The sequence below is a fragment of the Pseudonocardia sp. Cha107L01 genome (genome assembly GCF_052566575.1).
Window position 1 is genome coordinate 9,491,597 of record NZ_CP199579.1, and the last position, 26,421, is coordinate 9,518,017.

General features: G+C 70.5%; 31 protein-coding genes. 7 read left to right on the plus strand and 24 right to left on the minus strand.

Translation table 11 applies throughout. The features are described 5' to 3' along the window. Positions 1 to 43 precede the first annotated feature (43 nt). Complete coding sequence (locus tag ACTXG6_RS44655) at positions 44 to 817, plus strand: enoyl-CoA hydratase-related protein (RefSeq protein ID WP_445185341.1); 774 nt, start codon at positions 44 to 46, stop codon at positions 815 to 817. On the opposite strand, the gene ACTXG6_RS44660 is transcribed toward ACTXG6_RS44655, so the two are convergent. After that, complete coding sequence (locus ACTXG6_RS44660; protein ID WP_445185342.1) at positions 814 to 1,779, minus strand: helix-turn-helix transcriptional regulator; 966 nt, start codon at positions 1,777 to 1,779, stop codon at positions 814 to 816. The genes ACTXG6_RS44655 and ACTXG6_RS44660 overlap by 4 nt on opposite strands. A 92-nt stretch (positions 1,780 to 1,871) precedes the next feature. Between ACTXG6_RS44660 and ACTXG6_RS44665 the strand changes: the two genes are divergently transcribed. Both ACTXG6_RS44665 and ACTXG6_RS44670 read left to right on the plus strand, forming a co-directional pair. Continuing rightward, a complete protein-coding gene (locus ACTXG6_RS44665; protein WP_445185343.1) occupies positions 1,872 to 2,450 on the plus strand; it encodes a DinB family protein in 579 nt (192 codons plus the stop codon). Positions 2,451 to 2,515: 65 nt separating this feature from the next. After that, the gene (locus tag ACTXG6_RS44670; protein WP_445185344.1) at positions 2,516 to 3,370 is read left to right on the plus strand and encodes a transporter substrate-binding domain-containing protein; all 855 of its coding nucleotides are present in this window, start codon (positions 2,516 to 2,518) and stop codon (positions 3,368 to 3,370) included. Between the two features lie 19 nt (positions 3,371 to 3,389). On the opposite strand, the gene ehuA is transcribed toward ACTXG6_RS44670, so the two are convergent. The 8 genes from ehuA to ACTXG6_RS44710 form a co-directional block, all read right to left on the minus strand. Beyond that, positions 3,390 to 4,154 (minus strand): ectoine/hydroxyectoine ABC transporter ATP-binding protein EhuA, encoded by a 765-nt coding sequence (gene ehuA, locus ACTXG6_RS44675; protein ID WP_445190288.1) that lies wholly within the window; start codon positions 4,152 to 4,154, stop codon positions 3,390 to 3,392. Between the two features lie 4 nt (positions 4,155 to 4,158). Continuing rightward, positions 4,159 to 4,815, minus strand: a complete 657-nt coding sequence (ehuD, locus tag ACTXG6_RS44680; RefSeq protein WP_445185345.1) for an ectoine/hydroxyectoine ABC transporter permease subunit EhuD — start codon at positions 4,813 to 4,815, stop codon at positions 4,159 to 4,161. Continuing rightward, entirely contained in the window at positions 4,815 to 5,516 is a 702-nt protein-coding gene (ehuC, locus tag ACTXG6_RS44685; RefSeq protein ID WP_445185346.1) for an ectoine/hydroxyectoine ABC transporter permease subunit EhuC, read from the minus strand. Before ehuC ends, ehuD begins: the two co-directional genes overlap by 1 nt. A 13-nt stretch (positions 5,517 to 5,529) precedes the next feature. Next, complete coding sequence (ehuB, locus tag ACTXG6_RS44690; protein ID WP_445185347.1) at positions 5,530 to 6,423, minus strand: ectoine/hydroxyectoine ABC transporter substrate-binding protein EhuB; 894 nt, start codon at positions 6,421 to 6,423, stop codon at positions 5,530 to 5,532. 283 nt (positions 6,424 to 6,706) lie between these two features. After that, a complete protein-coding gene (locus ACTXG6_RS44695) occupies positions 6,707 to 8,728 on the minus strand; it encodes a protein meaA (RefSeq protein WP_445185348.1) in 2,022 nt (673 codons plus the stop codon). Positions 8,729 to 8,856: 128 nt separating this feature from the next. Next, positions 8,857 to 9,681, minus strand: coding sequence for a DUF1206 domain-containing protein (locus tag ACTXG6_RS44700; protein WP_445185349.1), 825 nt, complete (start codon positions 9,679 to 9,681; stop codon positions 8,857 to 8,859). Positions 9,682 to 9,684: 3 nt separating this feature from the next. After that, complete coding sequence (murA, locus tag ACTXG6_RS44705; protein ID WP_445185350.1) at positions 9,685 to 10,953, minus strand: UDP-N-acetylglucosamine 1-carboxyvinyltransferase; 1,269 nt, start codon at positions 10,951 to 10,953, stop codon at positions 9,685 to 9,687. 9 nt (positions 10,954 to 10,962) lie between these two features. Next, entirely contained in the window at positions 10,963 to 11,589 is a 627-nt protein-coding gene (locus tag ACTXG6_RS44710) for a TetR/AcrR family transcriptional regulator (RefSeq protein WP_445185351.1), read from the minus strand. A 105-nt stretch (positions 11,590 to 11,694) separates the two neighbouring features. Between ACTXG6_RS44710 and ACTXG6_RS44715 the strand changes: the two genes are divergently transcribed. Then, on the plus strand, positions 11,695 to 12,435 hold the full coding sequence (locus ACTXG6_RS44715; RefSeq protein ID WP_445185352.1) for an SDR family NAD(P)-dependent oxidoreductase: 741 nt from the start codon (positions 11,695 to 11,697) through the stop codon (positions 12,433 to 12,435). Positions 12,436 to 12,509: 74 nt separating this feature from the next. Further along, on the plus strand, positions 12,510 to 13,100 hold the full coding sequence (locus tag ACTXG6_RS44720) for a cob(I)yrinic acid a,c-diamide adenosyltransferase (protein WP_445185353.1): 591 nt from the start codon (positions 12,510 to 12,512) through the stop codon (positions 13,098 to 13,100). Positions 13,101 to 13,117: 17 nt separating this feature from the next. Here the strand turns inward: ACTXG6_RS44720 and ACTXG6_RS44725 are convergent, their stop codons facing one another. From ACTXG6_RS44725 to ACTXG6_RS44785, 13 genes are all read right to left on the minus strand, one after another. Beyond that, entirely contained in the window at positions 13,118 to 13,561 is a 444-nt protein-coding gene (locus ACTXG6_RS44725; protein WP_445185354.1) for a DUF2550 domain-containing protein, read from the minus strand. Between the two features lie 21 nt (positions 13,562 to 13,582). Beyond that, entirely contained in the window at positions 13,583 to 13,966 is a 384-nt protein-coding gene (locus tag ACTXG6_RS44730; protein ID WP_445185355.1) for a F0F1 ATP synthase subunit epsilon, read from the minus strand. Positions 13,967 to 14,011: 45 nt separating this feature from the next. Further along, positions 14,012 to 15,457 carry a F0F1 ATP synthase subunit beta gene (atpD, locus tag ACTXG6_RS44735; protein ID WP_445185356.1) on the minus strand — a complete coding sequence of 482 codons (1,446 nt, stop codon included), beginning with the start codon at positions 15,455 to 15,457 and terminating at the stop codon, positions 14,012 to 14,014. After that, complete coding sequence (locus ACTXG6_RS44740; RefSeq protein ID WP_445185357.1) at positions 15,457 to 16,404, minus strand: F0F1 ATP synthase subunit gamma; 948 nt, start codon at positions 16,402 to 16,404, stop codon at positions 15,457 to 15,459. The genes atpD and ACTXG6_RS44740 overlap by 1 nt, the downstream gene beginning before the upstream one ends. A gap of 20 nt (positions 16,405 to 16,424) precedes the next feature. Beyond that, a complete protein-coding gene (gene atpA / locus ACTXG6_RS44745) occupies positions 16,425 to 18,074 on the minus strand; it encodes a F0F1 ATP synthase subunit alpha (RefSeq protein WP_445185358.1) in 1,650 nt (549 codons plus the stop codon). A gap of 59 nt (positions 18,075 to 18,133) precedes the next feature. Beyond that, a complete protein-coding gene (locus tag ACTXG6_RS44750; protein ID WP_445185359.1) occupies positions 18,134 to 18,976 on the minus strand; it encodes a F0F1 ATP synthase subunit delta in 843 nt (280 codons plus the stop codon). Continuing rightward, positions 18,976 to 19,578, minus strand: coding sequence for a F0F1 ATP synthase subunit B (locus ACTXG6_RS44755; RefSeq protein ID WP_445185360.1), 603 nt, complete (start codon positions 19,576 to 19,578; stop codon positions 18,976 to 18,978). The genes ACTXG6_RS44750 and ACTXG6_RS44755 overlap by 1 nt, the downstream gene beginning before the upstream one ends. 37 nt (positions 19,579 to 19,615) lie before the next feature. Next, complete coding sequence (atpE, locus tag ACTXG6_RS44760) at positions 19,616 to 19,900, minus strand: ATP synthase F0 subunit C (protein ID WP_445185361.1); 285 nt, start codon at positions 19,898 to 19,900, stop codon at positions 19,616 to 19,618. 64 nt (positions 19,901 to 19,964) lie between these two features. Then, positions 19,965 to 20,726 carry a F0F1 ATP synthase subunit A gene (atpB, locus tag ACTXG6_RS44765; RefSeq protein WP_445185362.1) on the minus strand — a complete coding sequence of 254 codons (762 nt, stop codon included), beginning with the start codon at positions 20,724 to 20,726 and terminating at the stop codon, positions 19,965 to 19,967. Then, positions 20,723 to 21,127, minus strand: coding sequence for a hypothetical protein (locus ACTXG6_RS44770; RefSeq protein ID WP_445185363.1), 405 nt, complete (start codon positions 21,125 to 21,127; stop codon positions 20,723 to 20,725). The genes atpB and ACTXG6_RS44770 overlap by 4 nt, the downstream gene beginning before the upstream one ends. Positions 21,128 to 21,176: 49 nt before the next feature. After that, complete coding sequence (locus tag ACTXG6_RS44775; RefSeq protein ID WP_445185364.1) at positions 21,177 to 21,377, minus strand: AtpZ/AtpI family protein; 201 nt, start codon at positions 21,375 to 21,377, stop codon at positions 21,177 to 21,179. A gap of 325 nt (positions 21,378 to 21,702) precedes the next feature. Further along, positions 21,703 to 22,944 carry a glycosyltransferase family 4 protein gene (locus ACTXG6_RS44780; RefSeq protein WP_445185365.1) on the minus strand — a complete coding sequence of 414 codons (1,242 nt, stop codon included), beginning with the start codon at positions 22,942 to 22,944 and terminating at the stop codon, positions 21,703 to 21,705. Positions 22,945 to 22,953: 9 nt separating this feature from the next. Further along, complete coding sequence (locus ACTXG6_RS44785; protein ID WP_445185366.1) at positions 22,954 to 23,127, minus strand: hypothetical protein; 174 nt, start codon at positions 23,125 to 23,127, stop codon at positions 22,954 to 22,956. Between the two features lie 160 nt (positions 23,128 to 23,287). Between ACTXG6_RS44785 and ACTXG6_RS44790 the strand changes: the two genes are divergently transcribed. Continuing rightward, positions 23,288 to 24,193 carry an endonuclease domain-containing protein gene (locus ACTXG6_RS44790; protein ID WP_445185367.1) on the plus strand — a complete coding sequence of 302 codons (906 nt, stop codon included), beginning with the start codon at positions 23,288 to 23,290 and terminating at the stop codon, positions 24,191 to 24,193. Positions 24,194 to 24,200: 7 nt separating this feature from the next. Here ACTXG6_RS44790 and ACTXG6_RS44795 read toward each other — a convergent pair whose 3' ends face one another. Both ACTXG6_RS44795 and prmC read right to left on the minus strand, forming a co-directional pair. Further along, a complete protein-coding gene (locus ACTXG6_RS44795) occupies positions 24,201 to 24,851 on the minus strand; it encodes an L-threonylcarbamoyladenylate synthase (protein WP_445185368.1) in 651 nt (216 codons plus the stop codon). A gap of 22 nt (positions 24,852 to 24,873) precedes the next feature. Then, positions 24,874 to 25,719, minus strand: a complete 846-nt coding sequence (prmC, locus tag ACTXG6_RS44800; RefSeq protein WP_445185369.1) for a peptide chain release factor N(5)-glutamine methyltransferase — start codon at positions 25,717 to 25,719, stop codon at positions 24,874 to 24,876. 71 nt (positions 25,720 to 25,790) lie between these two features. Between prmC and ACTXG6_RS44805 the strand changes: the two genes are divergently transcribed. Next, the gene (locus tag ACTXG6_RS44805) at positions 25,791 to 26,396 is read left to right on the plus strand and encodes a DJ-1/PfpI family protein (RefSeq protein WP_445185370.1); all 606 of its coding nucleotides are present in this window, start codon (positions 25,791 to 25,793) and stop codon (positions 26,394 to 26,396) included. Positions 26,397 to 26,421 lie beyond the last annotated feature (25 nt).

The following is a 26,421-nucleotide window of genomic DNA, read 5'->3' on the forward strand; positions in this document are numbered from 1 at the left end:
CAACGGCTTTGCCCACCGCCGCACCGGGACTACGGTCGGGGGCATGGCCGACTACGAGCACCTGCTGGTCAAGCACGACGGCGACACCGTGCGGATCACCATGAACCGCCCCGAGCGGCGCAACTCACTGTCCTCGGCACACCTGGCCGAGCTGACCGACGCGTTCCGGGCCGCCGGACACAGCGACGCCACCGGCATCGTGCTGGCCGGCGAGGGCAAGGTGTTCTCCGCCGGTCACGACTTCGGCGACGTGGCGTCGCGGGATCTACCCGGCGTCCGGGACCTGCTGCGCCAGTGCACCGACCTGATGAAGCTGATCCAGTCCGTGCCCCAGGTGGTCATCGCCAGGGTGCACGCACTGGCCACGGCGGCCGGCTGCCAGCTGGTGGCCACCTGCGACCTCGCGGTGGCCGCCGAGTCGGCCGGCTTCGCGCTGCCCGGCGGCAAGGGCGGCTGGTTCTGCCACACCCCCGCCGTGCCGGTGGCCCGCAGCGTCGGCCGCAAGCGGCTGATGGAGATGGCGCTGACCGGGGACGTGGTGGACGCCGCGACCGCCGTCGAGTGGGGCCTGGTCAACTCGGCCGTGCCGGACGGGCAGCTGGACGAGGCCGTGGATGCGCTGCTGGCCAGGGCGACCAAGGGCAGCCGGGTGGGCAAGGCGATCGGCAAGCAGACCCTGTACGCCCAGCTGGACCGGCCGGAGGCGGACGCCTACGCCATCGCGGTGGAGGTGATGGCGTCGATGTCGCAGACCGCCGGCGCCCGCGAGGGCATGGCCGCCTTCCTGGAGAAGCGCCACCCGGTCTGGCCGGACTAGCCCGACTGGCCAGCCGCCCGGCCGAACCGGGCGGCCCACTCGTGCACGTGCTCCAGCAGTGCGGGCGGCGAGATCACGGTGAACTCCGCGCCGAGCGAGCCCAGCGCCATCGCCGGCCAGTCCAGGCTGTCGGCGTTCATCCGGATCAGGCACTGCCCCTCATCGGCGTCCCGCACGCTCGCCCACTGCCCGATGCGCGCCCGCACCACCGCGGCCGGGGCCGCCACCAGCACTTCGACGGTGTAGGAGGTCGGCAGCTGGCGCAGGCCGGCCCGGACGAACGCGGCCGCGTCCTCGGCCGGCAGCTCGCGCGGGCGGAACCGGACGCCGGTACCCCGTGGCTGGCTCAGCCGGTCCAGCCGGAAGCTGCGCCAGTCGTGCCGGCCGAGGTCATAGGCCACCAGGTACCAGCGACGGCCGAGGGAGACCAACCGCAGCGGCTCGACGTGGCGCTCGGTGCGCTCGCCGCTCGCGGCGGTGTAGCCGAACTCGACGCGCTCGGTGTCCCGGCACACCTGGGCGACCGCGACCAGCGCCTCCGGGTCGGCGGCCAGCCCGGAGCCGCCCCAGCCCGGCGACACCGTCATCGCCCGCAGCGCCTCCACCCGGTGCCGCAGCCTCGGTGGCATCACCTGGACCACCTTGGTCAGCGCGCGGACGGACGACTCGGCGATCCCGGCCATCGAGCCCTGGGCGGCGTTCTGCAGCCCGACGGCGAGCGCCACCGCCTCCTCGTCGTCGAGCACCAGCGGCGGCAGCGCGGCGCCGGGCGCGAGCTGGTACCCGCCGTCGACACCTCGACTGGCCCGCACCGGGTAGCCGAGCTCGCGCAGCCGGTCGATGTCGCGGCGCAGCGTGCGGATGGACACCTCGAGCCGGCCGGCCAGTTCCTCACCCGGCCAGTACCGGTGGGTCTGCAGCAACGACAGCAGCCGCAGGGTCCGGGAGCTCGTGTTCGCCATGAATCCGATTCTCCCGCAATTCAGGTCAGAAACTGGCACTTATGGCCAATACGCTGGCGTCAGACAGCAAGACCGAAACGAAAGGCGGAGCGATGACCAGCACCGAGACCGGAACCCCGACCGGCACCGAGTCGCTGAACACCACGAACCTCAGCGGCGAGCGGGCCGACCTGCTCGACAGCCTCGCCAAGAGCCGGTTCTTCCTGAAGTTCACCACCCGCGACCTGACCGACGAGCAAGCCGCGCAGCGCCCCACCGTCAGCGCACTGTCGCTGGGCGGCCTGATCAAGCACGTGGCCGACTCGGAGGCAGCCTGGGTCCGGTTCATCGAGGGCGGTGCGAGCGCGATGAACGACAACGGCAAGGACTGGTCCGAGTGGACCGAGGACGACTACGCGGAGCGGGAGAAGACCTTCCAGCTGCAGCCCGGCGAGACCTTGGCCGGCGCACTGGCGCACTACGACGAGGTCGCCCGGCACACCGACGAGCTGATCGCCAGCCTGCCCGACCTGAACGCGTCCCAGCCGCTGCCCGCCGCGCCGTGGTTCGAGCCGGGCGCCAGCTGGTCGGCCCGTCGGGCGCTGGTGCACATCATCGCCGAGACCACCCAGCACTCCGGCCACGCCGACATCATCCGAGAAGCGCTGGACGGCGCCAAGAGCATGGGTTAGGGAGGTGAACGGTGTCCGGCGCGTTCCGGCCGGACACCGGGACACCAGTCACCTAGATTCACCTGATGCTGTCCCGCCGCCATCTGCTCACCCTCGCCGGTGTCGGAGTCCTCGCGGCCGGCTGCGGACCCGACCGGCGCCCGACGCTGGAACGGATCCGGGCCAACCGGACGGTCCGGGTGGGCGTCGCCAACGAGGAGCCGTTCGGCTACCTGGATCAGTACGGCAATCTCGCCGGCGAGTCCCCGGCGGTCGCCCGCGCCGTGCTGGCGGGGCTCGGCGTGGACACCCTGGAGGCGGTGCAGCGCCCGTTCGGCCACCTCATCGACGCCTTGCTGGCCGGGACGTTCGACATCGTCACCGCCGGTATGGCGATCACCCCCGGTCGCTGCGAGCGGGTCGCCTTCTCCCGCCCCGACTTCGTCGCACCGACGGCGTTCCTGGTACTCAGAGGCAATCCCCAGCGACTGCGAACCTTCACCGACGTGCTGCGGGCCGGCGTGCCGATCGCGGTGCTGGACGGCAGTATCGAACAGGAGGCCGCCCGCACCGCTGGCATCCCGGACACCCGGATCAAGACCTACGACTCACCGGCGCAGCTCTACCAGGCGGTGTTCCAGGGCGACACGCCGGTGGGCGCACTCACCGACATCTCGCTGCGCAACACACTCGGCCGGCACCCCACCTCGCCCCTCGAGGTCACCCAGGCCGTGCCGCCGGTCGGGCGCGCGGTGTCCCAACCGGCCGGCGCGTTCGCCTTCCGGCCCGCCGACACCGACCTGGTGGACGCCTTCAACGCCGGGTTGACCGCGCTGCACGCCACCGGGGACTGGCTGCGGATCGTCGCCCCGTTCGGCGTGACCGGAGCGAACCTGCCGCCGACCGGCCTGGCCACGGCACGGCTGTGTCAGTCCGGCTGAGCCGGCTCAGTTCCCCCGGTCAGGTCCGGTCGATCACCGCGTGCAGGAAGTCCTTGGTGCGCTGGTGGTCGGGCTCGGTGAACAGCTTCGACGGTGCCGCGTCCTCGATCACCCGACCGGCGTCGAACATCAGCACCCGGTCGGAGAAGTCCCGCGCGAAGCCCATCTCGTGGGTCACGCACAGGAACGTGATGTCGGTGCTGGCACCGAGGTCACGCAGCAGGTTCAGCACCCCGGCCACCAGCTCGGGGTCCAGCGCCGAGGTCACCTCGTCGAGCAGCAGCACGTCCGGGCGCATGGCCAGCGCGCGGGCGATGGCCACCCGCTGCTGCTGACCACCGGAGAGCTGGGTGGGGTGCGCGTCGATCTTGTCGGACAGCCCGACCAGCTCCAGCAGCTCGGCGGCCCGGGCGTTCGCCTCATCCTTCGACAGCCCCAGCACCCTGGTCGGCGCCTCGATGAGGTTGCCCCGCACGGTCATGTTCGGGAACAGGTTGAACTGCTGGAACACCATGCCGATGCGCTTGCGGACGGTGCGGCAGTACTTCTCGTCGGCGGGTACCAGTGCCCCGTTCCGCTCCATGTGTGACAGGCACTCGCCGCTGACCCGGATGGTGCCCGCGTTGACCTTCTCCAGTGTCATCAGCAACCGCAGGATGGTCGTCTTGCCGGAGCCGCTCGGCCCGATCAGACAGACGTGCTCGCCGGGGGCGACGGTGAAGTCCAGGTCGCGCAGCACCACGTGGTCGCCGAAGCGCTTCTCGACGCCGTCGAAGACGATCATGGGTTCAGACGGCGGCACGGCGGCGCTCCAGTCGTCGGATCAGTATCGAGGCCGGGTAGCTCAGCACCAGGAACAGCAGGCCGGCGATGGTGTAGGGCTCGGTGAAGCGGAACGTGGCCGAGCCCAGCTCCTTCGCCTTGTTGACCACCTCGATCACACTGATCGCCAACAGCAGCGGCACCTCCTTGAACATCGAGATCACGTAGTTGCCCAGCGCCGGCAGCACCCGGGGGATCGCCTGCGGCAGGATCACGCCGGTCCAGGTGCGGCCCGGGGACAGGCTCAGCGCGGTGGCCGCCTCCCACTGGCCGCGGGGCACCGCGTCGATGCCGGCCCGGTAGACCTCCGAGGTGTACGTCGCGTAGTGCACGCCCAGCCCGATCACGCCTACGGTGAGCGCGCTGAACGTGACCCCGAACCGGGGCAGTGCGAAGTACAGGAAGAAGACCTGCACCAGCAGCGGTGTGGACCGGATGAACTCCACCACCGCCCACAGCACCTGGTCCAGCACCGGAACCTTCGCGCGGCGCACCACGGCGATCACCAGCCCCAGCACCAGGGCCACCACGGAGCCGAGCACGGTGATCTGCAGCGTCACCAGCAGCGCCCTGAGCAGCTGGGGCAGCACCTGGAACGCGTAGCCCCAGTCCCAGACCGGCATCAGTGCGCTCCGATGGCCGCGGCACGGGCGGCGCGCGACGGCCGGCGCCCCACCTTGCGCGCCGCGACCCGCTCGGCGAACCGCATCGCCGCGGTGATCAGCACCGACAGCACCAGGTAGATGAGCAGCATCAGCGTGAAGATCAGCACGATGTCGTCGCCGAAGTTCGGCACCAGTACCTGCACGCCCTGTTGGGTCACGTCCGCCACGGTGATGAACGACAGGATCGCGGTCGACTTGAGCAGCTGGATGAACAGGTTGTTGAATGAGGGCAGCATCTCCACCACGGCCTGCGGCAGGATCACCCGCCACATCCGCTGCGCCGGCGACAGGTTCAGTGCGATACAGCCCTCGTACTGCGCGCGGGGCACCGAGAGCACCGCGCCGCGCACGATCTCCGCGCCGTACGCACCGTGGTTCAGGCCGAGCACCACGATGCCGGCGAACAGCGGCACCAGCTGCACGCCGACCAGCAAGGGCAGCACGAAGTAGATCCAGAACAGCTGCACGACCTCCGAGGTGCCCCGGAACCCCTCCACGTAGACCCGGCTGACCGCGCGCACCCAGCGGCGGGGCGACAGCAGCGCGAGGCCGGCACCGAAGGACAGCACGATGGTCAGCGCGATGCCGCCGACCGCGGCGATCACGGTCGGCGGCAGGCCCTGCAGCAGGACCGGGAGGATCCGGGACAGGTTGTCCACTCGACGGTGCCGATCAGGCCGAGCAGAGCCGCTGGGTGGTCACGTCCGCCTTCGGCAGGTTGTCCTGGTTGAACCCGAACGGCGAGGCGATCTTGAGCCAGTCGCCGCTGTCGTGCAGCTTCTTGAGCTCGGCGTTGAACGCGTTGGCGAACGCCTCGTCGCCCTTGCGGAACACGAACGCCCCGGCCGACAGGGTCTCCTTGCCGTTGAGCACCGGGAAGAAGCCCTTGGTCACCTCGACAGCCGCGGTGGGGTTCTTGCCCACCACGTCGTTGAGCGAGATGTTGGTCAGTGCCGCCGCGTCCGCCCGGCCGGCCGACACCGCCTGCAGCAGCGTGTTCTGGGTGTCGAAGGCCTGCACCTGGCTGTCCGGGATGCCGCTGTCCTTGGCGTAGCCCTGCTCCACCGCCCCGCTGAGCACCGCCAGCTTCAGGCTCTTCGACTTCACGTCCTCGAACGTGGTGACGCCCTTCGGGTTGCCCTTGGGGACCAGGAACGCGGTGGGTGCGGTGTAGTCCGGGTCGGAGAACGTGGCCGCGGCGCAGCGGGTGGGGTTGATGAACATGCCGGCGGTGACCATGTCGAACTGGCGGGCGCCCAGCGCCGGGATGAGCGCGCCGAACTCGACGGTGGTGGCCTGGATGTCATTGATGCCCAGTGCCTTGAGCACGGCGCGACCGACCTCGACGGACTCACCGGTGACCTTGCCGCTCGGGTCGGTGAACCCGTAGGGCGCCTCGTTCGCGATGCCGACCTTGATCGTGCCGGCCTTCTTGGCGTTGGCCAGGGTGTCGCCGCTGCTCGTGCTGCTGCAGGCGGCGAGCAGGGCCGGCCCGGCCAGCGCGAACGCACCCGCCACAGCGCCGCGTCGCAGGAAGTCCCGTCGTGTCCATGACCCAGTCGTCACGACGCCTCCCACACTCGAGGTCCAGCAGAATGATCGTGGAGAAAACCTAGGGGATCACCGGTTCGTGTGCAAAGGGTGTGAATCGCCCCTAGCTGTTGTTATTTGAACGTGACTCCGAACTTTCCATTCACCGGGTGGGGTTAGTCGCGCCGACCCGTTCGGACGGCGCTCGACGGCGTCCCCGGCCTGGCCTATCTGCGCCGCCGCATCCGCCCCGAGTAACCCCGTGAGTGGCGAGGGTCCTATAGGACTACTCGCCACTCACGAGTGCTGACCTGCGCCGTCAGCCCTCGAGGCCGTGGCGCTTCCGGATCACGGTAACGATCTTGTCCATGATCTCGGTGAGCGCGTAGTCCTTCGGCGTGAAGACGGCCGCGACGCCGCGGTCGTACAGCGCGGGCTCGTCCTCCTTCGGGATGATGCCACCGACGATCACCGGGATGTCCTCGGCGCCGGCCGCACGCAACCCGTCCACCACCGCCGGCACCACCTCCAGGTGCGAGCCGGACAGCACGGACAGCCCGACCACGTGCACACCCTCCTGCACCGCGGCCGCGACGATCTGCGACGGGGTGAGCCGGATGCCCTGGTAGATGACCTCGAAGCCGGCGTCCCGGGCGCGCACCGCGACCTGTTCGGCACCGTTGGAGTGCCCGTCGAGGCCCGGCTTGCCGACCAGCATCCGCAGCCGGGTACCCAGCTCCTCGCCGGTCGCCCGGACCCGCTCGCGGACGTCCTTCAGCTCGCTGGCCGCCTCACCGCCCCCCGAGGCCATGCCCACCCCGGTCGGCGCCCGGTACTCCCCGAACACCCCGCGCAGCGCGGCCGCCCACTCCCCCGTGGTCACACCGACCCGGGCGCACGCGACGGTGACCTCCATCAGGTTGGCGTCGGTCTTGGCGGCGTTGGTCAGCTCGACCAGTGCCTGCTCGACGGCGGCCTGGTCGCGGCCTTCCCGCCAGCGCCGGATGGCATCGATCGCCGCCTGCTCGACCGCCGGGTCCACCGTCTCGATCGCCTTGGCGCCCTCGGCCTGCAACGGGCTGGGCTCGGTGGTGTCGAACTTGTTGACGCCGACGACGATGAACTCGCCGGACTCGATCTGCCGGCGCCGGTCGGCCAGCGACGACACCAGCTGGCCCTTCATGTAGCCGGACTCGACGGCGGCCACCGAACCACCCATGTCCAGCACCTTCTGGATCTCGGCGCGGGAGCCGGTGATCAGCTCGTCCACCTTGGCCTCGATGACCCGGCTGCCGTCGAAGATGTCCTCGTACTCCAGCAGGTCGGTCTCGAAGGCGAGCACCTGCTGCATGCGCAGTGCCCACTGCTGGTCCCACGGCCGCGGCAGCCCGAGCGCCTCGTTCCAGGCCGGCAGCTGCACCGAGCGGGCCCGCGCGTCCCGGGACAGGGTGACCGCCAGCATCTCCAGCACGATGCGCTGCACGTTGTTCTCCGGCTGCGCCTCGGTCAGCCCGAGCGAGTTGACCTGCACGCCGTAGCGGAAGCGGCGCGCCTTGGCGTCGGTGACGCCGTAGCGGTCCCTGGTGATCTCGTCCCACAGCGCGACGAACGCGCGCAGCTTGCACATCTCCTCGACGAACCGCAGCCCGGCGTTGACGAAGAACGAGATGCGCGCGACGACCTTGCCGAACTCCGCCTGCGGCACCTGGCCGGAGTCGCGCACCGCATCCAGCACCGCGATGGCGGTGGCCAGCGAGTAGGCGATCTCCTGCACCGGGGTGGCCCCGGCCTCCTGCAGGTGGTACGGGCAGATGTTGATCGGGTTCCACCGCGGTACGTGGGTCACCGTCCAGGTGACCAGGTCGGTGGCCAGGCGCAGGCTGGGGTCCGGCGGGAACGCGTAGGTGCCCCGGGACAGGTACTCCTTGACGATGTCGTTCTGCGTGGTGCCGGCCAGCTTGGCGCGCACCTGAGTGGGGTCGAGGCCGGCCTCCTCGGCCTGCTCCTCGGCGACCGCGACGTACAGCGCGAGCAGCCACATGGCCGGCGCGTTGATCGTCATCGAGGTGTTCGCGTCGGCCAGCGGGATGCCGTCGAACAGCGCGCGCATGTCCCCGATGTGGCTGACCGGCACGCCGACCTTGCCCACCTCGCCCTTGGCCAGCTCGTCGTCCGGGTCGTAGCCGGTCTGCGTGGGCAGGTCGAAGGCCACCGAGAGACCGGTCTGCCCCTTGGCGAGGTTGCGCCGGTACAACGCGTTCGAGGCCGCGGCGGACGAGTGGCCGGCGTAGGTCCGCATCACCCATGGACGGTCGGACTCGCGGTCGGTCGGGTACGGCACCTGACTACCTCCGCTCGGCGATGAACCTGTGAATCGTACTGCCGAGTAGCTCAGTCGGGCGCGTACTCCTGCTCACAATCCCAAGCAGGATCACTCCTTCAGGGAGCTGATGGAGATCGGCGCGGGCGTCAGACCCGGTGGTAGCGCGCGTCGAAGAAGCAGAACACCCCGTAGCTGGCCAGCCCCAGCGCCACGATCACCAGCAGCACCGGCCCGAACGGCTGGGTGGCCAGCGTCTTCAGCGCGGCGTCCAGCCCCTCGGCGCGGGCCGGCTGCGAGGTCAACGCGGCCACGCCGACCAGCACGCCGACGATCACGAACGCCACGCCCTTCGCGATGGCGCCGACCTGCCCGAAACGCTCGGCCAGCTGACGGGTACGCGGGCCGGCCCGGTACAGCGCCATGTCCTCCGTGAACGCCTTGCGCCACCCGTTGTAGGCCATCAGTACGCCGGTGACCACCACGCCGGCCCCGATCACCACCAGCAGCCACCGCCCACCGGGCACCTGGAGCAGCCGCGCGGAGCCGCTCTGCCCGCCACTGCCGGCCGGCGAACCGCCCGCCACCCGCCCGGCCAGGAGCGCCAGCGCGGCGTACACCACGACCTGCCCGGCGGAGAACAGCCGCTTCTTGGTGCGCTGGCTGGCATCGCTCACGTGCCGGAAGCCCCAGAGCGCCTCGCGCAGCCGCCAGACCACCACCGCGGCGAACCCGGCGGTCACTACCCAGAGCAACACCCGTCCGAAAGGCTGCGCCGCGATGGCCTGCAGTGCCCCGCCCTGGTCCGCGCGCTCGTTGCGGCCGAAGGCCACCTGTACCGCCAACCATGCCACCAGCAGGTGGATCAGCCCGTTGGCCACCAGCCCGACGCGCGCGGCGAGGCGCATCGGCGCACTGTCGGCGACCTCTTCGGCCGACTTCTCCGCTTCTTCGGCGTGCTCCTCGGCGGACACCGGTCAACGGTCGGGTTCGGCGGCCACCCGGGACACGTCCGCGCCGAGCTCGCACAGGTTCTCCACGAACCGAGGGTAACCCCGATCGATGTGCTCGACGTCCCATACCTCGCTGGTTCCCTCGGCGCAGAGCGCGGCAAGCACCAGACCCGCTCCGGCCCGGATGTCGGAGGCCCACACCGGCGCGCTGGACAGCCGCTGCACCCCGCGTACCACCGCGTGGTGGCCGTCGGTCCGGGCGTCCGCGCCGAGGCGGATCATCTCGTCGACGAACCGGAACCGCGCCTCGAACACGTTCTCGGTGATCATCGACGTGCCGTCCGCGACGGCGGACAGGGCGATCGCCATCGGCTGCAGGTCGGTGGCGAAGCCGGGGAACGGCAGCGTCACGAAGTCCACCGCGCTCGGCCGCGAGGTCATCGCCACGGTGAACGAGTCGAGCGTCGTGCTGGTCCGTGCGCCGGCCGCGCGCAGCTTGTCCAGCACCAGGTCGATGTGGTGCGGGTCCACCCCGCGCACGGTGACCTCACCCTGGGTCATCACGGCGGCGAAGGCCCAGGTGGCGCCGACGATCCGGTCGCCGATCACCCGGTGCTGGGTCGGCTGCAGGCTCGGTACGCCGTGCACGGTCAGCGTGGAGGTACCGCTGCCCTCGATCTTGGCGCCCATCTGCTGCAGCATCGTGCACAGGTCGACGATCTCCGGCTCGCGCGCGGCGTTGTCGATCACCGTGGTGCCCTCGGCCAGCACGGCGGCCATCAGGATGTTCTCGGTCGCCCCCACACTGGGGAAATCCAGCCAGATCTGCGCGCCCCGCAGGTCCTCCGCGCTGGCCACTACCCGGCCGTGGCTGATCTCGGTGTGCGCGCCGAGCTTGCGCAGGCCGCTGGCGTGCATGTCCAGCGGCCGTGAGCCGATCGCATCCCCGCCCGGGAGCGGCACGACGGCCCGGCGGCAGCGCGCCACCAGCGGGCCGAGCACGCAGACCGAGGCGCGCAGCCGGGACACCGACCGGTAGTCGGCCTCCTCGCAGAGCTTCGCCGGCGCGGTGATCGCGACCGCGGGGCCGTCGACCGCCACCGTGCAGCCCAGGCTGCGCAGCACGTCCGCCATCAGCGGGACGTCGAGGATCTCCGGACAGTTGGTCAGCGTCGTGGTGCCCTCGGCCAGTAAGGCCGCCGCCATCAACTTCAGCACGCTGTTCTTCGCGCCGACGACCTGGACCTCTCCGGTCAGTCGCGCGCCGCCGCTCACCCGGAAGTGCTCCGCCACGGGTGCACGCTAGCGGCTGGCCAACGGCTCGGAGCGCCCGGCCTCCCCCGAAGTCAGCCGATCCCACCCCGCCATCGCCGCATCGGCCACCGCCAGCAGGCCGTCGCGGCCCACCCCGTCGCGCGCCTGGACCGACATGCCGCTCAGCACCGTGCTGAGGTAGTCGGCCAGCACCCCGGTGTCCAGCCCCGGCGCCAGGTCACCGTCCGCGACGCCCTGCTCGAGTCGCTGCCGCACGGCGGCCTTCGCGGCCCGGCGGCGTTCCCTGAGGTGGTCGCGGATGGCCTCGGTCTTCGGTGTGTACGTGGTGGCGGCGAGCACGATCATGCAACCGGCCGGCTTGTCCGGCTCGGTGTAGGCGATCGCGCCGCTGCGCAGCAGGCCGGCCACCGCCTCGCGCGCGGTCGGCGCCTGCGCCACCAGCACGCCCTCCTGCTGCTCGTAGAGCGTCACGGCCTCCCGGAACAGCGACTCCTTGCAGCTGAACGCGGCGTACAGGCTCGGCGCGTTGATGCCCATCGCGGCGGTGAGCTCACTGAGCGAGGCGCCCTCGTAGCCGTGCTCCCAGAACACCTCCATGGCGCGGCGCAGCGCCACCTGCCGGTCGAAACCGCGAGGTCGTCCGCGCTCCGCCATCACCGCCGGCCACCTTTCTGTATCGAACCCTAAAAATACCCCTTGACACCGCGCGCCGTCGACCCGCAGACTTTTGAAGTCATCACTACAGAAATGGAGCACATCGTGGCACAGCTGGACGGCAAGGTCGCACTGGTCACCGGGGGCAGCCGGGGCATCGGCGCCGCGATCGCCACCAGACTCGCCGAGGACGGGGCCGCCGTGGCGCTGACCTACCGCGCCGGCAAGGAGCTTGCGGAGGCCGTCGTCGAGCGGATCACCAGCGCCGGCGGGCGCGCCGTGGCCATCCAGGCCGACAGCGCGGACCAGGACGCGGTTACCGAGGCGGTCGAACGCACAGTCCGCGAACTGGGCCGGCTGGACATCCTGGTGAACAACGCGGGGATCTGGGCGGCCGGGCCGATCGAGCAGTTCACCGCGCCGGAGCGGGACCAGATCATCGCGATCCACGTCACGGCGGCCTTCACCGCCGCCCAGGCCGCCAGCCGGCACCTGGGCGAGGGCGGTCGCATCATCAGCATCGGCAGCAACCTGGCCCAGCGCGTGCCGTCGGCCGGCCTGACGCTCTACGCGATGACCAAGTCCGCGCTGGACGGGCTGACCAAGGCGCTGGCCCGCGAGCTCGGGCCGCGCGGCATCACGGCCAACGTGGTGCACCCCGGCTCCACCGACACCGACATGAACCCCGCGGCCGGCCCGCACGCCGACGCACAGCGGGCCCTGTCCGCGCTCGGCCGGTACGGGTCGGCCGACGACGTCGCGGCCACCGTCGCGCACCTGGCCGGCCCGGGCGGCCGCTCCATCACCGGTGCGTCCCTGCTGGTGGACAGCGGCACCAACGCCTGACCCCGTGAGTGGCGAGTCGGTCGGCCAGTTGGGTCATAGCCCAACTCGCCACTCACGAGTCCTAAGCTGCGGGTATGGCTGTGCACCTGACGAGGATCTACACCCGCACCGGAGACGCCGGCACCACCGCGCTTGGCGACTTCAGCCGCGTGCCGAAGACGGACGTGCGGCTGGCCGCCTACGCCGACGTGGACGAGTGCAACGCGGCGATCGGGGTGGTGCTGGCCATGGGGTCACCGCCGGACGACGTCGTCGCGGTGCTGCGGCGGGTGCAGAACGACCTGTTCGACGTCGGCGCGGACCTGTGCACGCCGATCGTTGCCCCCAAAGATTCAACACAGCCGGAGTACCCGCCGCTGCGGGTCACTGAGCCGTACGTGGACCGGCTGGAGGCCGCCTGCGACGAGTTCAACGAGGGCCTGGCGAAGCTCGACTCGTTCATCCTGCCCGGTGGCACAGCCGCGGCGGCGTACCTGCACGTCGCGCGCACTGTCGCGCGGCGCGCCGAGCGGTCCGTGTGGGCACTGCTGGAGCAGGACGAGCAGCGGACCAACCCGCTCACCGCCAAGTACCTGAACCGGCTGTCCGACCTGCTGTTCATCCTGGGGCGGGTGGCCAACCCGGACGGTGACATCAAGTGGCGCCCGGGCGGCGGCGAGCAGTAGGAAGCGCGAGCCGTCAGTCAGGAGGCCTGGCTGAAGCCGTAGCGACCCGGCGGGGTGGCTTCCAGCCAGGACAGGAAGCCGGTCAGCACGTCGGGCGTCATGGCCAGTTCGACGGTGTGCTGGCCGTCGCGGCAGCGCAGCACGGTGGACTCGGCCGGCACCACGTACTCCTCGGTGGGCCCGGGCCGGCGCCGGTCGACGATCTCCAGCTCGGCCCGGCTGAGCACCGCGTTGGGCCGTCTGGCCAGGCTGATCACCCGGAACCAGACGAACTCGTCGCCCTGGTACTTGGCGACCCCGAGGTTCCAACCCCGGGTGGAGTTCGGCGCCGAGGCACGCACCCGGCGCAGCGCCACGTCGACGCCACCCACCCGGATCATCCGCAGCCTGCGGAACGCCAGCAGGCCAACCACCACGCAGCCGAGCAGCAGGGCGACTCCGACGATCTCTGATATCCCCATCGTCGCCCCGCCGCTCGGCTGTCAGGCCGCTGAGCCGGCGGCTTTCAGCCGCGTTTCGGCGCGTGCCTTTGCGGCGGCGCCCTCATCGGTGGACTCGTCCGCGCGGCTGGCGGCGGCGCGAGCCCGCTCTACGTCGATCTCCTCGGCCAGCTCGGCGGACTCCGCGAGCACCGTCACGCCCTCCGGCGTGATGGACAGGAAGCCACCGTGTACCGCCGCCGTCACCGAGTTGCCCTGGGGCGTGTCGATCCGGATCACACCCGCCTGCTCCAGCTGGGCCAGGGTGGGCTCGTGGCCGGGCAGCACGCCGATCTCACCCTCGGTGGTCCGGGCGAAGACGAAACTCGCCTCCCCGGACCACAGCCGCCGCTCCACAGCGACCAGCTCGACGGTCATCTCCGCCATGTGAACTCCTTCGTCGTGCTCACCAGCACACCGCTAGACGCGCAATCAGGACTGCAGCTTCTTGCGGTTGCGGTCCAGGTCCTCCAGGCCACCACAGAGGAAGAAGGCCTGCTCCGGCACGTCGTCGAACTCACCCTTGGCGATCTTGTCGAAGGACTCGATCGTCTCCTTCAGCGGGACCGTGGAGCCGGGCTGGCCGGTGAACTGCTGGGCGACCAGCAGGTTCTGGGACAGGAACCGCTCGATCCGCCGCGCCCGGCCGACCAGCTGCTTGTCTTCCTCGGACAGCTCGTCGATACCCAGAATGGCGATGATGTCCTGCAGGTCGGCGTACTTCTGCAGGATCCGCTTGATCTCGTTGGCGACCCGGAAGTGCTCGTCCCCGACGTACTGCGGGTCCAGGATCCGGGAGGTCGACGTGAGCGGGTCCACCGCCGGGTAGATGCCCTTCTGCGAAATCGGCCGGGAGAGCTCCGTGGTCGCGTCCAGGTGGGCGAAGGTGGTGGCCGGCGCCGGGTCGGTGTAGTCGTCGGCGGGCACGTAGATCGCCTGCATCGAGGTGATGGACCGGCCCCGGGTCGAGGTGATCCGCTCCTGCAGCTCGCCCATCTCGTCGGCCAGCGTCGGCTGGTAGCCCACCGCCGACGGCATCCGGCCGAGCAGCGTGGAGACCTCGGAGCCGGCCTGGGTGAACCGGAAGATGTTGTCGATGAACAGCAGCACGTCCTGCTGCTGCTCGTCGCGGAAGTACTCCGCCATGGTCAGCGCGGACAGGCCGACCCGCATCCGGGTGCCCGGCGGCTCGTCCATCTGGCCGAACACCAGTGCGGTGTCCTTGATGACGTCGGCCTCGGTCATCTCCGTGATGAGGTCGTTGCCCTCACGGGTGCGCTCGCCGACGCCGGCGAACACCGAGGTGCCACCGAAGTTCTTGGCGACGCGCTGGATCATCTCCTGGATCAGCACCGTCTTACCGACGCCGGCACCGCCGAACAGGCCGATCTTGCCGCCGACCACGTAGGGGGTGAGCAGGTCGAGCACCTTGATGCCGGTCTCCAGCATCTCGGTCTTGCCCTCGAGCTGGTCGAAGGGCGGCGGCTGGCGGTGGATGCCCCAGCGCTCGCCGGTGATCTCCAGGTCGGGCTTGTCCAGGCACTCGCCGAGCGCGTTGAACACGTGGCCCTTGACCTGGTCGCCGACCGGGACCGAGATGGAGCGGCCGGAGTCGGTCACCGGCGCGCTCCGGACCAGACCGTCGGTCGGCTGCATCGAGATGCAGCGGACCAGGTTGTCGCCCAGGTGCAGGGCGACCTCCAGGGTCAGCTTCTTCGTCTGCCCGGCGAGGGTGACCTCGACCGAGAGCGAGTTGTACAGCGCGGGCAGGCCGTTGCGCGGGAACTCCACGTCGACGACCGGCCCGGTAACCCGGACCACCCGGCCGGTCTTGGTCTCGGTCGCGTCGGAGTGAGCGTTGTCAGCAGTGATGGTCATCAGTTCTCACTTCCTGCGGCGACGAGAGCGTCGGCACCGCCCACGATCTCGCTGATCTCCTGGGTGATCTGGGCCTGGCGGGCCTGGTTGGCCTCCAGGGTCAGACTCTTGATGAGGTCGTTCGCGTTGTCCGTCGCGGCCTTCATGGCCCGCTGCCGGGCCGCCGACTCGGACGCCGCCGAGTCCAGCAGCGCGGCGAACAGCCGCGAGCTGATGTACTTCGGCAGCAGCGCGTCGAACAGGGTGTCCGCGTCCGGCTCGAACGCATAGGCCCGTTCCGAGCCCGCGGCGGGAGCACTGTGCTCCCCCTCCTCCGAGTACTCGACCTCCATCGGGGCCATCCGGCGCGCCTGGGGCACCTGGGTGACCATGTTCTTGAACTCGGTGTAGACCAGGTGCAGCTCGTCGACGCCCAGCACACCGTCCTCACCGGGACCGTCGTCGGTGTCGTCGCCACCGGCCATGAACGCCTTCACCAAGGTGTCGGCGGCCTCCTTGGCGTTGACGTAGTTGGGCTGCTCGGAGAAGCCGGTCCAGGACGCCTCGACCGGGCGCCGGCGGAAGCGGTAGTTGCTCACGCCCTTGCGCCCGATCACGTACCGGACGACTTCCTTGCCCTGCTCGCGGAGCAGCTCCTCGAGCTCCCTGGCCGCCTTGAGCACGTTGGTGTTGTAACCACCGCACTGGCCCCGGTCGCTGGTGACCACGAGGATGGCCGCCCGGCGCGCGTTCGGCCGCTCGACCAGCAACGGATGATCCAGCGCCGAGTTGTTGGCCAGCTCGGTCAGGACCCGGGTCATCTCCTCGGCGTAGGGCTTGGAGGCCTCCACCCGGGAGCGGGCCTTCGCGATCCGCGAGGTGGCGATCAGCTCCATCGCCCGGGTGATCTTCTTGATCGACTGCGTCGAGCGGATCCGCCGCCGCAGGACTCGAATCTGTGCCGCCATCTTCTCAGCCGCCTACCTGATCAGCTCTTGGCCGGAGCCGGCTTGTTGACCTTGACCGACTCGCGGTCGACCTTGTCCTCGTCCATCGCGTCGGCCTGCTCCTCCTTCGGCACCACGGAGGAGCCGTCGGACGCGGTGAACTGCTTCTTGAATTCTGCCACCACATTGGCCAGTCGCTCGGCGGTGTCGTCCGAGAGCTTCCCGGTATCGCGGATCTCGGCGAGGATGCCTTCCTCGTTGCGCCGCACGTGGTCCAGGAAGTCGCGCTCGAACCGGCCGATGTCGGACACCGGCACCGAGTCCAGGTGGCCCTGGGTGCCGAGGAAGATCGAGACGACCTGCTCCTCGACCGGGACCGGCGCGTACTGGCCCTGCTTGAGCAGCTCGACCAGCCGGCTGCCCCGGCCCAGCGCGGCCGCCGAGGCGGCGTCCAGGTCGGAACCGAAGGCGGCGAAGGCCTCCAGCTCGCGGTACTGCGACAGGTCCAGCCGCAGCGAGCCGGACACCGACTTCATCGCCTTGATCTGCGCGGCGCCGCCGACCCGGGAGACCGAGATACCGACGTTGATGGCCGGCCGGACACCCTGGTTGAACAGGTCGGACTCCAGGAAGACCTGGCCGTCGGTGATCGAGATGACGTTGGTCGGGATGTAGGCGGACACGTCGTTCGCCTTGGTCTCGATGATCGGCAGACCGGTCATCGAGCCGGCACCCAGCTCGTCGGAGAGCTTCGCGCAACGCTCCAGCAGCCGGGAGTGCAAGTAGAAGACGTCGCCCGGGTATGCCTCACGGCCCGGCGGGCGGCGCAGCAGAAGCGAGATCGCGCGGTACGCCTCGGCCTGCTTGGACAGGTCGTCGAAGACGATCAGGACGTGCTTGCCCTGGTACATCCAGTGCTGGCCGATGGCCGAACCGGTGTAGGGGGCGAGCCACTTGAAGCCGGCCGGGTCCGAGGCCGGGGCCGCCACGATGGTGGTGTACGCCAGCGCACCGGCGTCCTCGAGCGCCTGGCGCACGCCGGCGATCGTGGAGCCCTTCTGACCGATGGCGACGTAGATGCAGCGGACCTGCTTCTGCGGGTCGCCGCTGTCCCAGTTGCCCTTCTGGTTGATGATCGTGTCGACGCAGACCGCCGTCTTGCCGGTCTTGCGGTCGCCGATGATCAGCTGGCGCTGGCCGCGGCCGATCGGGGTCATGGCGTCGATCGCCTTGATCCCGGTCTGCAGCGGCTCGCTCACGCTCTGCCGCTCGACCACCGAGGCGGCCTGCAGCTCGAGGATGCGCTCCTCCTCGGCCTCGATGTCGCCGTGCCCGTCGATCGGGGCGCCCAGCGGGTCGACCACGCGACCGAGGAAGCCGTCGCCGACCGGCACCGAGAGCACCTCGCCGGTCCGCTTGACCTGCTGGCCTTCCTCGAGCCCGCCGTACGGGCCGAGGATGACGGCGCCGATCTCGCGCACGTCGAGGTTCAGCGCCACACCGAGCACGCCGCCCTCGAACTCGAGCAGCTCGTTCGTCATTGCCGAGGGCAGCCCCTCGACGTGGGCGATGCCGTCACCGGTGTCGGCGACAGTGCCCACCTCTTCACGCGAGGTCTCGGTCTCCAGCGACGAGACGTAGCTCGCGATCGCGCTCCGGATCTCGTCCGAGGAGATCGTCAGCTCTGCCATGTTCTCGATTCCTTCTCTGCGGAGAAAATCTACGTCTCGTCGGGGCGGGGAGTCGCCTGCTATTTGGGCAGGGATCGCTTCGCCGTGCGCAACCGGTTGACCACGCTGCCGTCGATGACCTCGTCACCGACGCGGACCACGAGGCCGCCCAGTAGCGACGGGTCCAGCTCGATCTGCAGCGCTATCCGCCGGCCGTACAGCCTGCTCAGCGAGTCGGTCAGCTGCTGCTCCTGCTGCACGGTCAGCGCCACCGGTGCGCCCACGTGTGCCACGTACCGGTCACGGCGGGCGGCTGCCAGTTCGGCCAGCTCCTCCGCCGCGAGGTCGAGGCTGCGGCCGCGCGGGGTACGAACCGTCTGCTCGAGCAGCGCCTTCGTCACCGGGCTGACCCGGCTGCGGCCGGTGCCCTCGAGCACCTTGTCGAGCAGCGCCACCCGGCCGTCCGCCGGGGTGGCGGGGTCGGCGAGCAGCGAGGTCAGCTCGGGCTCACGGTCCAGGATCCGGCCGAACCGGAACAGCTCGTCCTCGACGTCCTCGAGGGTGCCGTCCTTCTCCGCCACCGCGAGGGTGGCCCGCCGGGCCAGTACCTCGAGGGCCTCGACCAGGTCGACCGGCCGCGACCAGCGACCGGACACCAGGTCCGAGACGGTGTCCAGGGCGGGGCGGTCGAGCTGTTCGCTGAACAGCTGGTCGGCCAGGTGGGACCGGCTCGACGCCGGCACCGACGAGTCCGCCAGGTGCCGGCGCAGCGTCGGCTCGCCGAGCAGCAGGCGCATCACGGCGAACAGCTGCTCGCCGAGGGTCCGCAGCTCGGTGACCGACGCCGAGTCGACCCGGCTGTCCAGCCGGGCCTCCGCCTCGGCGAGCGACTCGCGGCTCGCCGCCTGCAGCTGCAGAGCCATCAGCTGGCCCCACCGCTGCTGATGCTCGTTCCGCCGGCGCTGCTCTCGGCGGTCGCCGGCGCTGCCGCGCTGCCGGACTCCTTGGCGGGCATCTCGTCCAGCTGGGCCAGGAACCGGTCGACGGTCGAGCGCTTGCTCGCGTCGTCGGACAGCTCGTGGCCGACGAGCTGCTCGGCGAGCTGGATGGACAGGCCGCCGAGCTCACTGCGCAGCTGCCGGACCACCTGGTCGCGCTGGGCGGCCAACTGCTCCTCGCCACGCTGCCGAATGCGCTCGACCTCCGCGGTGGCCTGCTCGCGCAGCTCCTCGCGGATCCGCTCGCCGTCCGCACGGGCGCCGTCACGGATCTTGGCGGCCTCGGTGCGGGCCTCGGCCAGCGCCTGGTCGTAGCGCTCCTCGGCGCCCTTCAGCTTGCGGCTGGCCTCTTCCGAGTCCTCGACCTGCTTCTGGACCATGTCCTGGCGGGCCTGCAGGGACTTGTTCAGCGGCGGAACGACGTACTTCCACAGCACGAACAGGATGATCAGGAACGCAACCAGCTCGGCGATGATGGTGCCGTTCGGCAGCAGGAAGTTGTCCGCTGCCAGGACGGTGGTTCGCATCAGGGTCTCCCCACGATCGTCACAGGGCCGGCTGGGATCACTGGGCGCCGAGCACGAACACGAACAGCGCCATGAAGGCCAGGTTGATGAAGTACATGCCCTCGACCAGACCGATGATCAGGAACATGATGGTGTTCAGCCGGCCGCGGGCCTCCGGCTGGCGGGCGACACCCTGAATTGTGGCCGCGCCGGCCAGGCCGTCACCGATCGCCGCGCCGATAGCGCCACCGGCCAGGGCAAGGCCACCGCCGATGAATGCACCGGCCAACTTCAGTTCGCCCGCCGCTGAGCCCTGGGCGAGCAGCTGGTTGGTCAGACTCATGACTCTCCTCGTTTTCTATGTGACAAGTGTGTGGTTGTGGGGAGCACAGCGAACGGCGCGCGGACTAGTGCGCGGCCGCTTCATCCTCTTCGCCGACTGCTTCACCGAAGTAGATGATCGTCAGCAGGCTGAAGATCAGTGCCTGCAGCGCACCGATGAACATGTCGAACAGCTTCCAGGCCGCGTTCGGCAACCAGAGCACGTACGCCGGCATCTGGCCGATCACCATGACCATCAGGCCGCCAGCGAAGATGTTGCCCCAGAGCCGCAGCGCCAGCGAGACCGGACGCCCGAAGAACTGGGTCACGATCTCGATCGGCGCGAGGAATGCGTACGGCTTGGCGAAGTGGCCGAAGTAGTGCTTGGCACCCTTGCGCCGCCAGCTCACCACGTTCACCGAGATGATCACCAGCAGGGCCATCGGGTAGACCAGGTTGACGTCCGAGGTGGGCGGCGGCGCGACGGGCTCGGTGGGCAGCGCGGCCAGCCAGTTGGAGATCAGGATGAACGCGAAGAGGGTGACGCAGAGCTGCACGACGCCCTTCGGCGCACGCACCCCCATCTGCTCGTTGACCTGACCCTGCACCCATTCGACGAGCATCTCGAAGATCAGCTGCAGCTTGCTCGGCTTGCCGGCGGACGCCTTGCGCGCCATGTAGAGCCCGAGCGCGAGAAGGATCACACCGGCGATCACCGTGCTCAGTATCGTGTCGGTGTTGAACGTCAGCCCGAACAGCTGGGCGGTCGGGTGGTGACCCGGCTCGATCTGCTCGGCGGCCAGCACCAGCTGACCCGAGGCTAGGTCGTTGATTTGGTAACCAGTCATGACTGTCGGATCTCCTTGACCAGCGGCAGCATGGCGCTCACGATGGTGAGAAGTTGGAAGACGGCAAGGCCCGCGAAGACCGCGAGGCCCGCCGGGCGGAGCAACACGGCGCAGCCTAGTGCGATGACCGTGATCACACCGAGGCGGCCGAGCACGCTGATCGCGAAGCGACCCTTGCTGAACTCGCCCCGGTCGGAGTAGCGCGCCACGGAGACCTGCGCCATCCGGGCGTTGAACGCGCCGAGACCGAGGCCGACCCAGCCGAGCAGCGCGGCGAGCGGCTGGCCGAACCAGATCGCGACCGCGGCGCCGAGCACCCCGGCCACAGCGGCCCAGACCAACGTCCTGCGAAGGGTCCGCCGGTTGACGGGGGGCACCATCGTCGGTGCGCCGAGGATCACGTGCGCTGTCTCCTCATGTCGCGGTTGTCGATCTACAAGTAGAGCTTGATCACATGAATTTTTTGAACTGGCCGTACACGTAGAAGCATGCGGCGATGATGCCCAGTAGCAAGCCGACCAGCGCTAACACCGGGAACAGACCCAGTGCGTGATCGACTAGCCAACCAACTCCGAACCCGACAACGAGACACCCCGCGATACCTGCGCCCATCCCGAGTAGGTCGCCCAACTCAGGGCCGTCGCTGCCCATCGCCCCTCAGCTCGCCGGTGTCAGTGGTTCAGATCGGCCGACTGGCCACAATCGCTCAAACGTGCTCCCCTACCGTGTGGCGCCCTCGGTCCCCTGACCATGGTCTGTGCCACACTGACGATCGGCTCCCCAGCCTGTCGGCCGGAATGGGGCGACGCTACCACAGCGTCGCTCAGCTACCCCCTGCGCCCTGACCAGCGTCGAAGCCCCTTGTTGATGATCTCGAGCACACTCGCTCACAATCCCGTCCCGGCGGCGCCCGCCAGATGATCCCGCGATGGACAACTGGCGAAGTCTGATGATCTCTCAGCAAACGTCGCCCGTCTCAGTGGTGCATACCCACCCGATCGGCGGAGCGGCGCGAACGTAGCCGGGGCACCGCCGTGGCCAGCACCGCGAGCAGCACCGCGAACCCGATACCCCACAGCACCACCGTGTTGGCGCCGGTCACCGCGAGCGCCACCGCACCGAAGGCCAGCACCGCCGACCAGAGGTAGATCAGCAGTACCGCCCGGCGTTGCGAGTGGCCGATCTCGAGCAGCCGGTGGTGCAGGTGCATCTTGTCCGGGGAGAACGGGCTGGTCCCCGCCCTGGTCCGGCGGATCACGGCCATCAGCAGGTCCAGCAGCGGTACGCACACCACCGCGGCCAGCACGATCAGCGGCGCCAGCAGCCCGACCACGTCCTTGCCGTCGGTGCTGGCGAACGGGATGCGACCGGACGCGGTGGTGGTGGCCGCCGCGAGCATCAGCCCGATCAGCATCGACCCGGAGTCGCCCATGAAGATCCGCGCCGGGTTGAAGTTGTGCGGCAGGAAGCCGAAGCAGGCGCCGGCCAGCAGGGCGGCGATCAGCGCCGGTGTGTAGGCGTTCGGGTCGTTGCCCGCCTCGTACAGCAGCCCGAGGGAGAACAGCCAGGTCGCCGACGCGGCCACCCAGCCGATGCCGGCGGCCAGCCCGTCCAGCCCGTCGACGAAGTTCATCCCGTTCACCAGCGCGACCGACAGCAACACGGTGAGCAGCACGCTCTGCTCCTGGCTGAGCGACACGTAGGCGCCGCCGCCCCAGGGCACCCAGAACACCGCCCACTGCACGCCGTAGAGCACCAGCACGCCGGCGGCGGTGGCCTGACCGGCCAGCTTGGTGATCGCGTCCAGCTCGAACCGGTCGTCCAACGCGCCGACCAGCACCAGCAGGCCGGCCGCCACGATCGTGCCGGTGACCTCGGAGGAGTAGGCGAACGCCAGCCGCAGCGCGGGCAGCTGCCCGGCCACCAGGACGCCGCCGAGCACCCCGCCGAACATGGCCAGCCCACCCCAGCGCGGCGTCGGGCTGACGTGCACGTCCCGCCCGCGCGGCCAGGCCACCGCGCCGAAGCGCACCGCGAGCACCCGGACCAGCCCGGTCAGCAGGAAGGTCACCACCGCGGCGGTGAGGCCGACCAGCAGGTACTCCCGGATCGGCAGGCCGGGACTGCCCAGCGTGTCGAGCGCCTCGGCAGCCGGCCCGGACAGTGGCAGGCCCGCCACAACGGCCGACAGCGCGGCGCCCGACCCGATGACACTCATCGACGACTGCTAGCCACGGGGGCGGGCCGGTGTGCGGGCAACCGGGGTGGACACCTCGTCGGCGATCGCCGCCAGCTCGCGGCCACCGGCCTCGGTGCCGTGCTCTGCCGTGACCGCGTGGGCCAGCTCGGGATCGAGCCGCGGGAGTTCGTGGAAGTCAGGCCCCCAGAACGGTGTGCTCACGATGACGCACGGTACCTGCGGGGCCCATCGCACCCGGGCTCGGCCCGGCTACCCGGCAGTTACCCGGTACCCGGCGCGGCGATACTCGCCGAGATCGACGAAGTTCTGGTTTTCCGGGAGAAAATCCAGAATTTCGTCGATCTCGGGGTAGATTCGCGCGGTGCTGAGTGGCCCGTTCCGAGGCGCGGAGGCGCTCCTGGCCGGGCTGGTGACCCACAACGAGCTGTACGGTCCGCGCTTTCAGCGGTTATTCCACGGCGTGTTCGCCCCCGCCGACCTGGCCGTCGACCTCGCGGTCCTCGGCCGCGCCGCGTATCTGGTGGTCGGCCACCGCGGCGGCGTGCTCGCCGGCTACTCGGCCGCGCTGGCGCTCGGCGCCGACTGCGCGCCCGCGCACGCGCCCGCCGAGGTCCTCGTGCCGTCCGACGCACGCGGCCGACCCGGGCTGCTCGTGCGCCGGGGTGTGGTGACCGCCGCCGAGGTCACCGCGGTCGACGGGCTCCGGGTGACGTCGCCGGCGCGCACCGCGTGGGACCTGGCCCGGCGGCTGGCGGTGACCGAGGCGACGGTGGCGGTCGACGCGCTGGCGCACGGCGGTTCGTTCACCCCGCACGACCTGCTGCAACGCCGGCGCGCCGAGCCCGGGGCCCGGGGCTGCCGGCGACTGGCCGAGGTGGTGGAGCTTGCCGACCCGAGGGCCGAGTCACCGATGGAGACCCGGCTCCGCCTCGGCCTCGTCCTGGCCGGGCTGCCCCGGCCCGAGGTGCAGTACCCGGTCTCCGACGAGCACGGGTTCGTCCTCGCCCGGGTCGATCTGGCCTACCCGCGCGCCCGGCTGGCGATCGAGTACGACGGGACCGTGCACCTCGGCCACCGCCGTTGGGCGCTGGACCGGGAGCGGGACACCACGCTGGCGGGTCTGGGATGGGAGACGCTGCGGCTGGGGCAGAACGACGTCGGCATCGGCATGCGGCAGACGGCGCACCGGGTGAACGGTCTGCTGGCGCTCCGCGCACCGGGCAGCTACGGCCGCGTCGAGATCGACACCCGTCCGCTCCAGCACTGAGCCGGTGTCAGCCGGCGACCGGGACCTCGCGGCCGAGTACCTCGACGACCTGGGCGGCGGACACCGCGCCCTCACGCAGGATGCGCGGCTCGGCGCCGGTCAGGTCGACGATGGTCGACGCGATGCCCTCGGTTGCCGGGCCGCCGTCCAGGTAGACCGACACCGCCTGGCCGAGCTGCACCCGCGCGTCGTCCATGGTGGACGCGGGCGGGGACCCGGACCGGTTCGCGCTGGACACCGCCATCGGGCCGACCTCGCGCAGCAGCTCCAACGCCACCGGGTGCAGCGGCATCCGCAGCATCACGGTGCCCCGGGTGTCGCCCAGCTCCCAGGCCAGCGACGGCGCGTGCGGCAGTACCAGGGACAGCCCGCCCGGCCAGAACGCCTCGATCAGCTCGCGGGCCGTCCTGGGCACCGAGCTGACCAGCCCGTCGATCGTGGTCCAGGAGCCGACCAGCACCGGGGCCGGCATGCTGGAGCCCCGGCCCTTCGTGGCGAGCAGGGAGCGCACCGCGTCGGCGTTGAACGCGTCACAGCCCAGCCCGTACACCGTGTCGGTGGGCAGCACGACCAGCTGACCGGCGCGCACCGCACCGGCGGCGGCCGCGAGTCCGTCCAGCCGGCTGTCCGGTTGCGCGCAGTCGTAAGAGGTACTCACCCGGCCACCTTAGAGCTCGCGGTCACCCGCGGCGGGCAGCCGTCACGAAACGCGGCCGGCCGGCGAGGTCCGGGTGCTCCACGACGGCGGTGAGCTCCGGGTGCGCGGCCAGCACGGCGGGCGCGGCGGTGGCGTGGCTGTCGTCGTGCTCGATGCCCAGCGCACCGCCGGGGCGCAGCAACCGGATCGCCAGCACCACCAGCGGGCGGATCACCTCGAGACCGTCCGGGCCGGCGAACACCGCGCGATGCGGATCGTGCTCGGCGACCTCCGGCGGCACCGGGGTGCCCTCGGGGACGTACGGCGGGTTGGCCAGCACCAGAGCGACCCGCCCGCGCAGCTCCGGCAGCAGCTCGCTGTCGGTGACGTCGCCCTGGACCAGGTGCACCCGGTCCGGCAGGTTCTTGCGCGCCCAGTTCAGTGCGGCCGGATCCAGCTCGACGGCGTACACCTCGGCATCCGGCCGGCTCACCGCCACGGCGGCCGCGAGCGCGCCGGAACCGGTGCACAGGTCCACCACGACCGGTGCGCCCGCGCCGGCGATGGCGCCGAGTCCCCACTCCAGCAGCAGCTCGGTCTCCAGTCTCGGCACGAACACCCCGGGCCCGACCGCCACGTCCACCGGGCCCATCGGGGCAGTGCCGAGCAGGTACTGCAGCGGAATCCGGGTCGTCCGTCGCTCGACCAGCTCCCGGAAACTCGCCAACACCGCCGCGCCGGCACCGGCCAGGCCGAGCAGCCGTGATCTGGGCACCCCGGTGACGTGTGCGGCGAGCAGCTCGGCGTCCACCCGGGGGCTCGGTACGCCGGCCGAGGCGAGCGCTCGCTCAGCATCGGCGAGCGCCGCCCGCCAGGATATTTCGGACACAGACCCGTCTCCCTCTGCCGTCGGTTGCCAACACGCTAGGACTTCCGCCGAACACGTCCTATACAGGGCACATGGCATACACGATTGGCCTGGCGATCTTCCAGGACGCCGAGGAGCTGGACTTCGCCGGCCCGTGGGAGGTGTTCACCGCCTCGGCCATGCTGCGCGAAAGTGCCGGTGAACAGCCGGACCGCGCCCTGCTGATCGCCGGCAGCCTCGACCCGGTGCGCTGCGCGAAGGGCCTTCGGGTGCTCCCGGATGCCACCTTCGACGACCACCCGGCGCTGGACGTGGTGCTGGTGCCCGGCGGCCAGGGCACCCGGCGGGAGGCGGAGAACCCCGCGCTGCTGAGCTGGCTGGCCAAGGTGTCCGCCTCGGCCCGGTGGACGACCAGCGTGTGCACCGGCTCGCTGCTGCTGCACACCGCGGGGGTCGCCGACGGGCGCCGGCTGGCCACCCACTGGAGCTTCGAGGACGAGCTGGAGCGGCGCGGGGCCACCGTGGTGCGCGACGCGCGCTGGGTTCGGGACGGGCAGGTGGTCAGCAGCCAGGGTGTGTCGGCCGGCATCGACATGGCGTTGTGGCTGGTCGGACAGCTGCACTCGGTGGCCCACGCCAGGACCACCCAGCGCTACATCCAGTACGAACCGGCGCCCCCGTACGCCGCCGACGTCTGACCCGCCGGCCGCTCACCTCCGGCGG

What these genes read in the sequence shown, in the direction of transcription:
- ACTXG6_RS44655 (WP_445185341.1), top strand. Translation starts at nt 44, where the DNA reads ATGGCCGACTACGAGCACCTGCTGGTCAAGCACGACGGCGACACCGTG.
- ACTXG6_RS44660 (WP_445185342.1), bottom strand. Translation starts at nt 1,779, where the DNA reads ATGGCGAACACGAGCTCCCGGACCCTGCGGCTGCTGTCGTTGCTGCAG.
- ACTXG6_RS44665 (WP_445185343.1), top strand. Translation starts at nt 1,872, where the DNA reads ATGACCAGCACCGAGACCGGAACCCCGACCGGCACCGAGTCGCTGAAC.
- ACTXG6_RS44670 (WP_445185344.1), top strand. Translation starts at nt 2,516, where the DNA reads ATGCTGTCCCGCCGCCATCTGCTCACCCTCGCCGGTGTCGGAGTCCTC.
- ehuA (WP_445190288.1), bottom strand. Translation starts at nt 4,154, where the DNA reads ATGATCGTCTTCGACGGCGTCGAGAAGCGCTTCGGCGACCACGTGGTG.
- ehuD (WP_445185345.1), bottom strand. Translation starts at nt 4,815, where the DNA reads ATGCCGGTCTGGGACTGGGGCTACGCGTTCCAGGTGCTGCCCCAGCTG.
- ACTXG6_RS44710 (WP_445185351.1), bottom strand. Translation starts at nt 11,589, where the DNA reads ATGGCGGAGCGCGGACGACCTCGCGGTTTCGACCGGCAGGTGGCGCTG.
- ACTXG6_RS44720 (WP_445185353.1), top strand. Translation starts at nt 12,510, where the DNA reads ATGGCTGTGCACCTGACGAGGATCTACACCCGCACCGGAGACGCCGGC.
- ACTXG6_RS44725 (WP_445185354.1), bottom strand. Translation starts at nt 13,561, where the DNA reads ATGGGGATATCAGAGATCGTCGGAGTCGCCCTGCTGCTCGGCTGCGTG.
- ACTXG6_RS44730 (WP_445185355.1), bottom strand. Translation starts at nt 13,966, where the DNA reads ATGGCGGAGATGACCGTCGAGCTGGTCGCTGTGGAGCGGCGGCTGTGG.
- atpD (WP_445185356.1), bottom strand. Translation starts at nt 15,457, where the DNA reads ATGACCATCACTGCTGACAACGCTCACTCCGACGCGACCGAGACCAAG.
- ACTXG6_RS44740 (WP_445185357.1), bottom strand. Translation starts at nt 16,404, where the DNA reads ATGGCGGCACAGATTCGAGTCCTGCGGCGGCGGATCCGCTCGACGCAG.
- atpA (WP_445185358.1), bottom strand. Translation starts at nt 18,074, where the DNA reads ATGGCAGAGCTGACGATCTCCTCGGACGAGATCCGGAGCGCGATCGCG.
- ACTXG6_RS44750 (WP_445185359.1), bottom strand. Translation starts at nt 18,976, where the DNA reads ATGGCTCTGCAGCTGCAGGCGGCGAGCCGCGAGTCGCTCGCCGAGGCG.
- ACTXG6_RS44755 (WP_445185360.1), bottom strand. Translation starts at nt 19,578, where the DNA reads ATGCGAACCACCGTCCTGGCAGCGGACAACTTCCTGCTGCCGAACGGC.
- atpE (WP_445185361.1), bottom strand. Translation starts at nt 19,900, where the DNA reads ATGAGTCTGACCAACCAGCTGCTCGCCCAGGGCTCAGCGGCGGGCGAA.
- atpB (WP_445185362.1), bottom strand. Translation starts at nt 20,726, where the DNA reads ATGACTGGTTACCAAATCAACGACCTAGCCTCGGGTCAGCTGGTGCTG.
- ACTXG6_RS44775 (WP_445185364.1), bottom strand. Translation starts at nt 21,377, where the DNA reads ATGGGCAGCGACGGCCCTGAGTTGGGCGACCTACTCGGGATGGGCGCA.
- ACTXG6_RS44780 (WP_445185365.1), bottom strand. Translation starts at nt 22,944, where the DNA reads ATGAGTGTCATCGGGTCGGGCGCCGCGCTGTCGGCCGTTGTGGCGGGC.
- ACTXG6_RS44805 (WP_445185370.1), top strand. Translation starts at nt 25,791, where the DNA reads ATGGCATACACGATTGGCCTGGCGATCTTCCAGGACGCCGAGGAGCTG.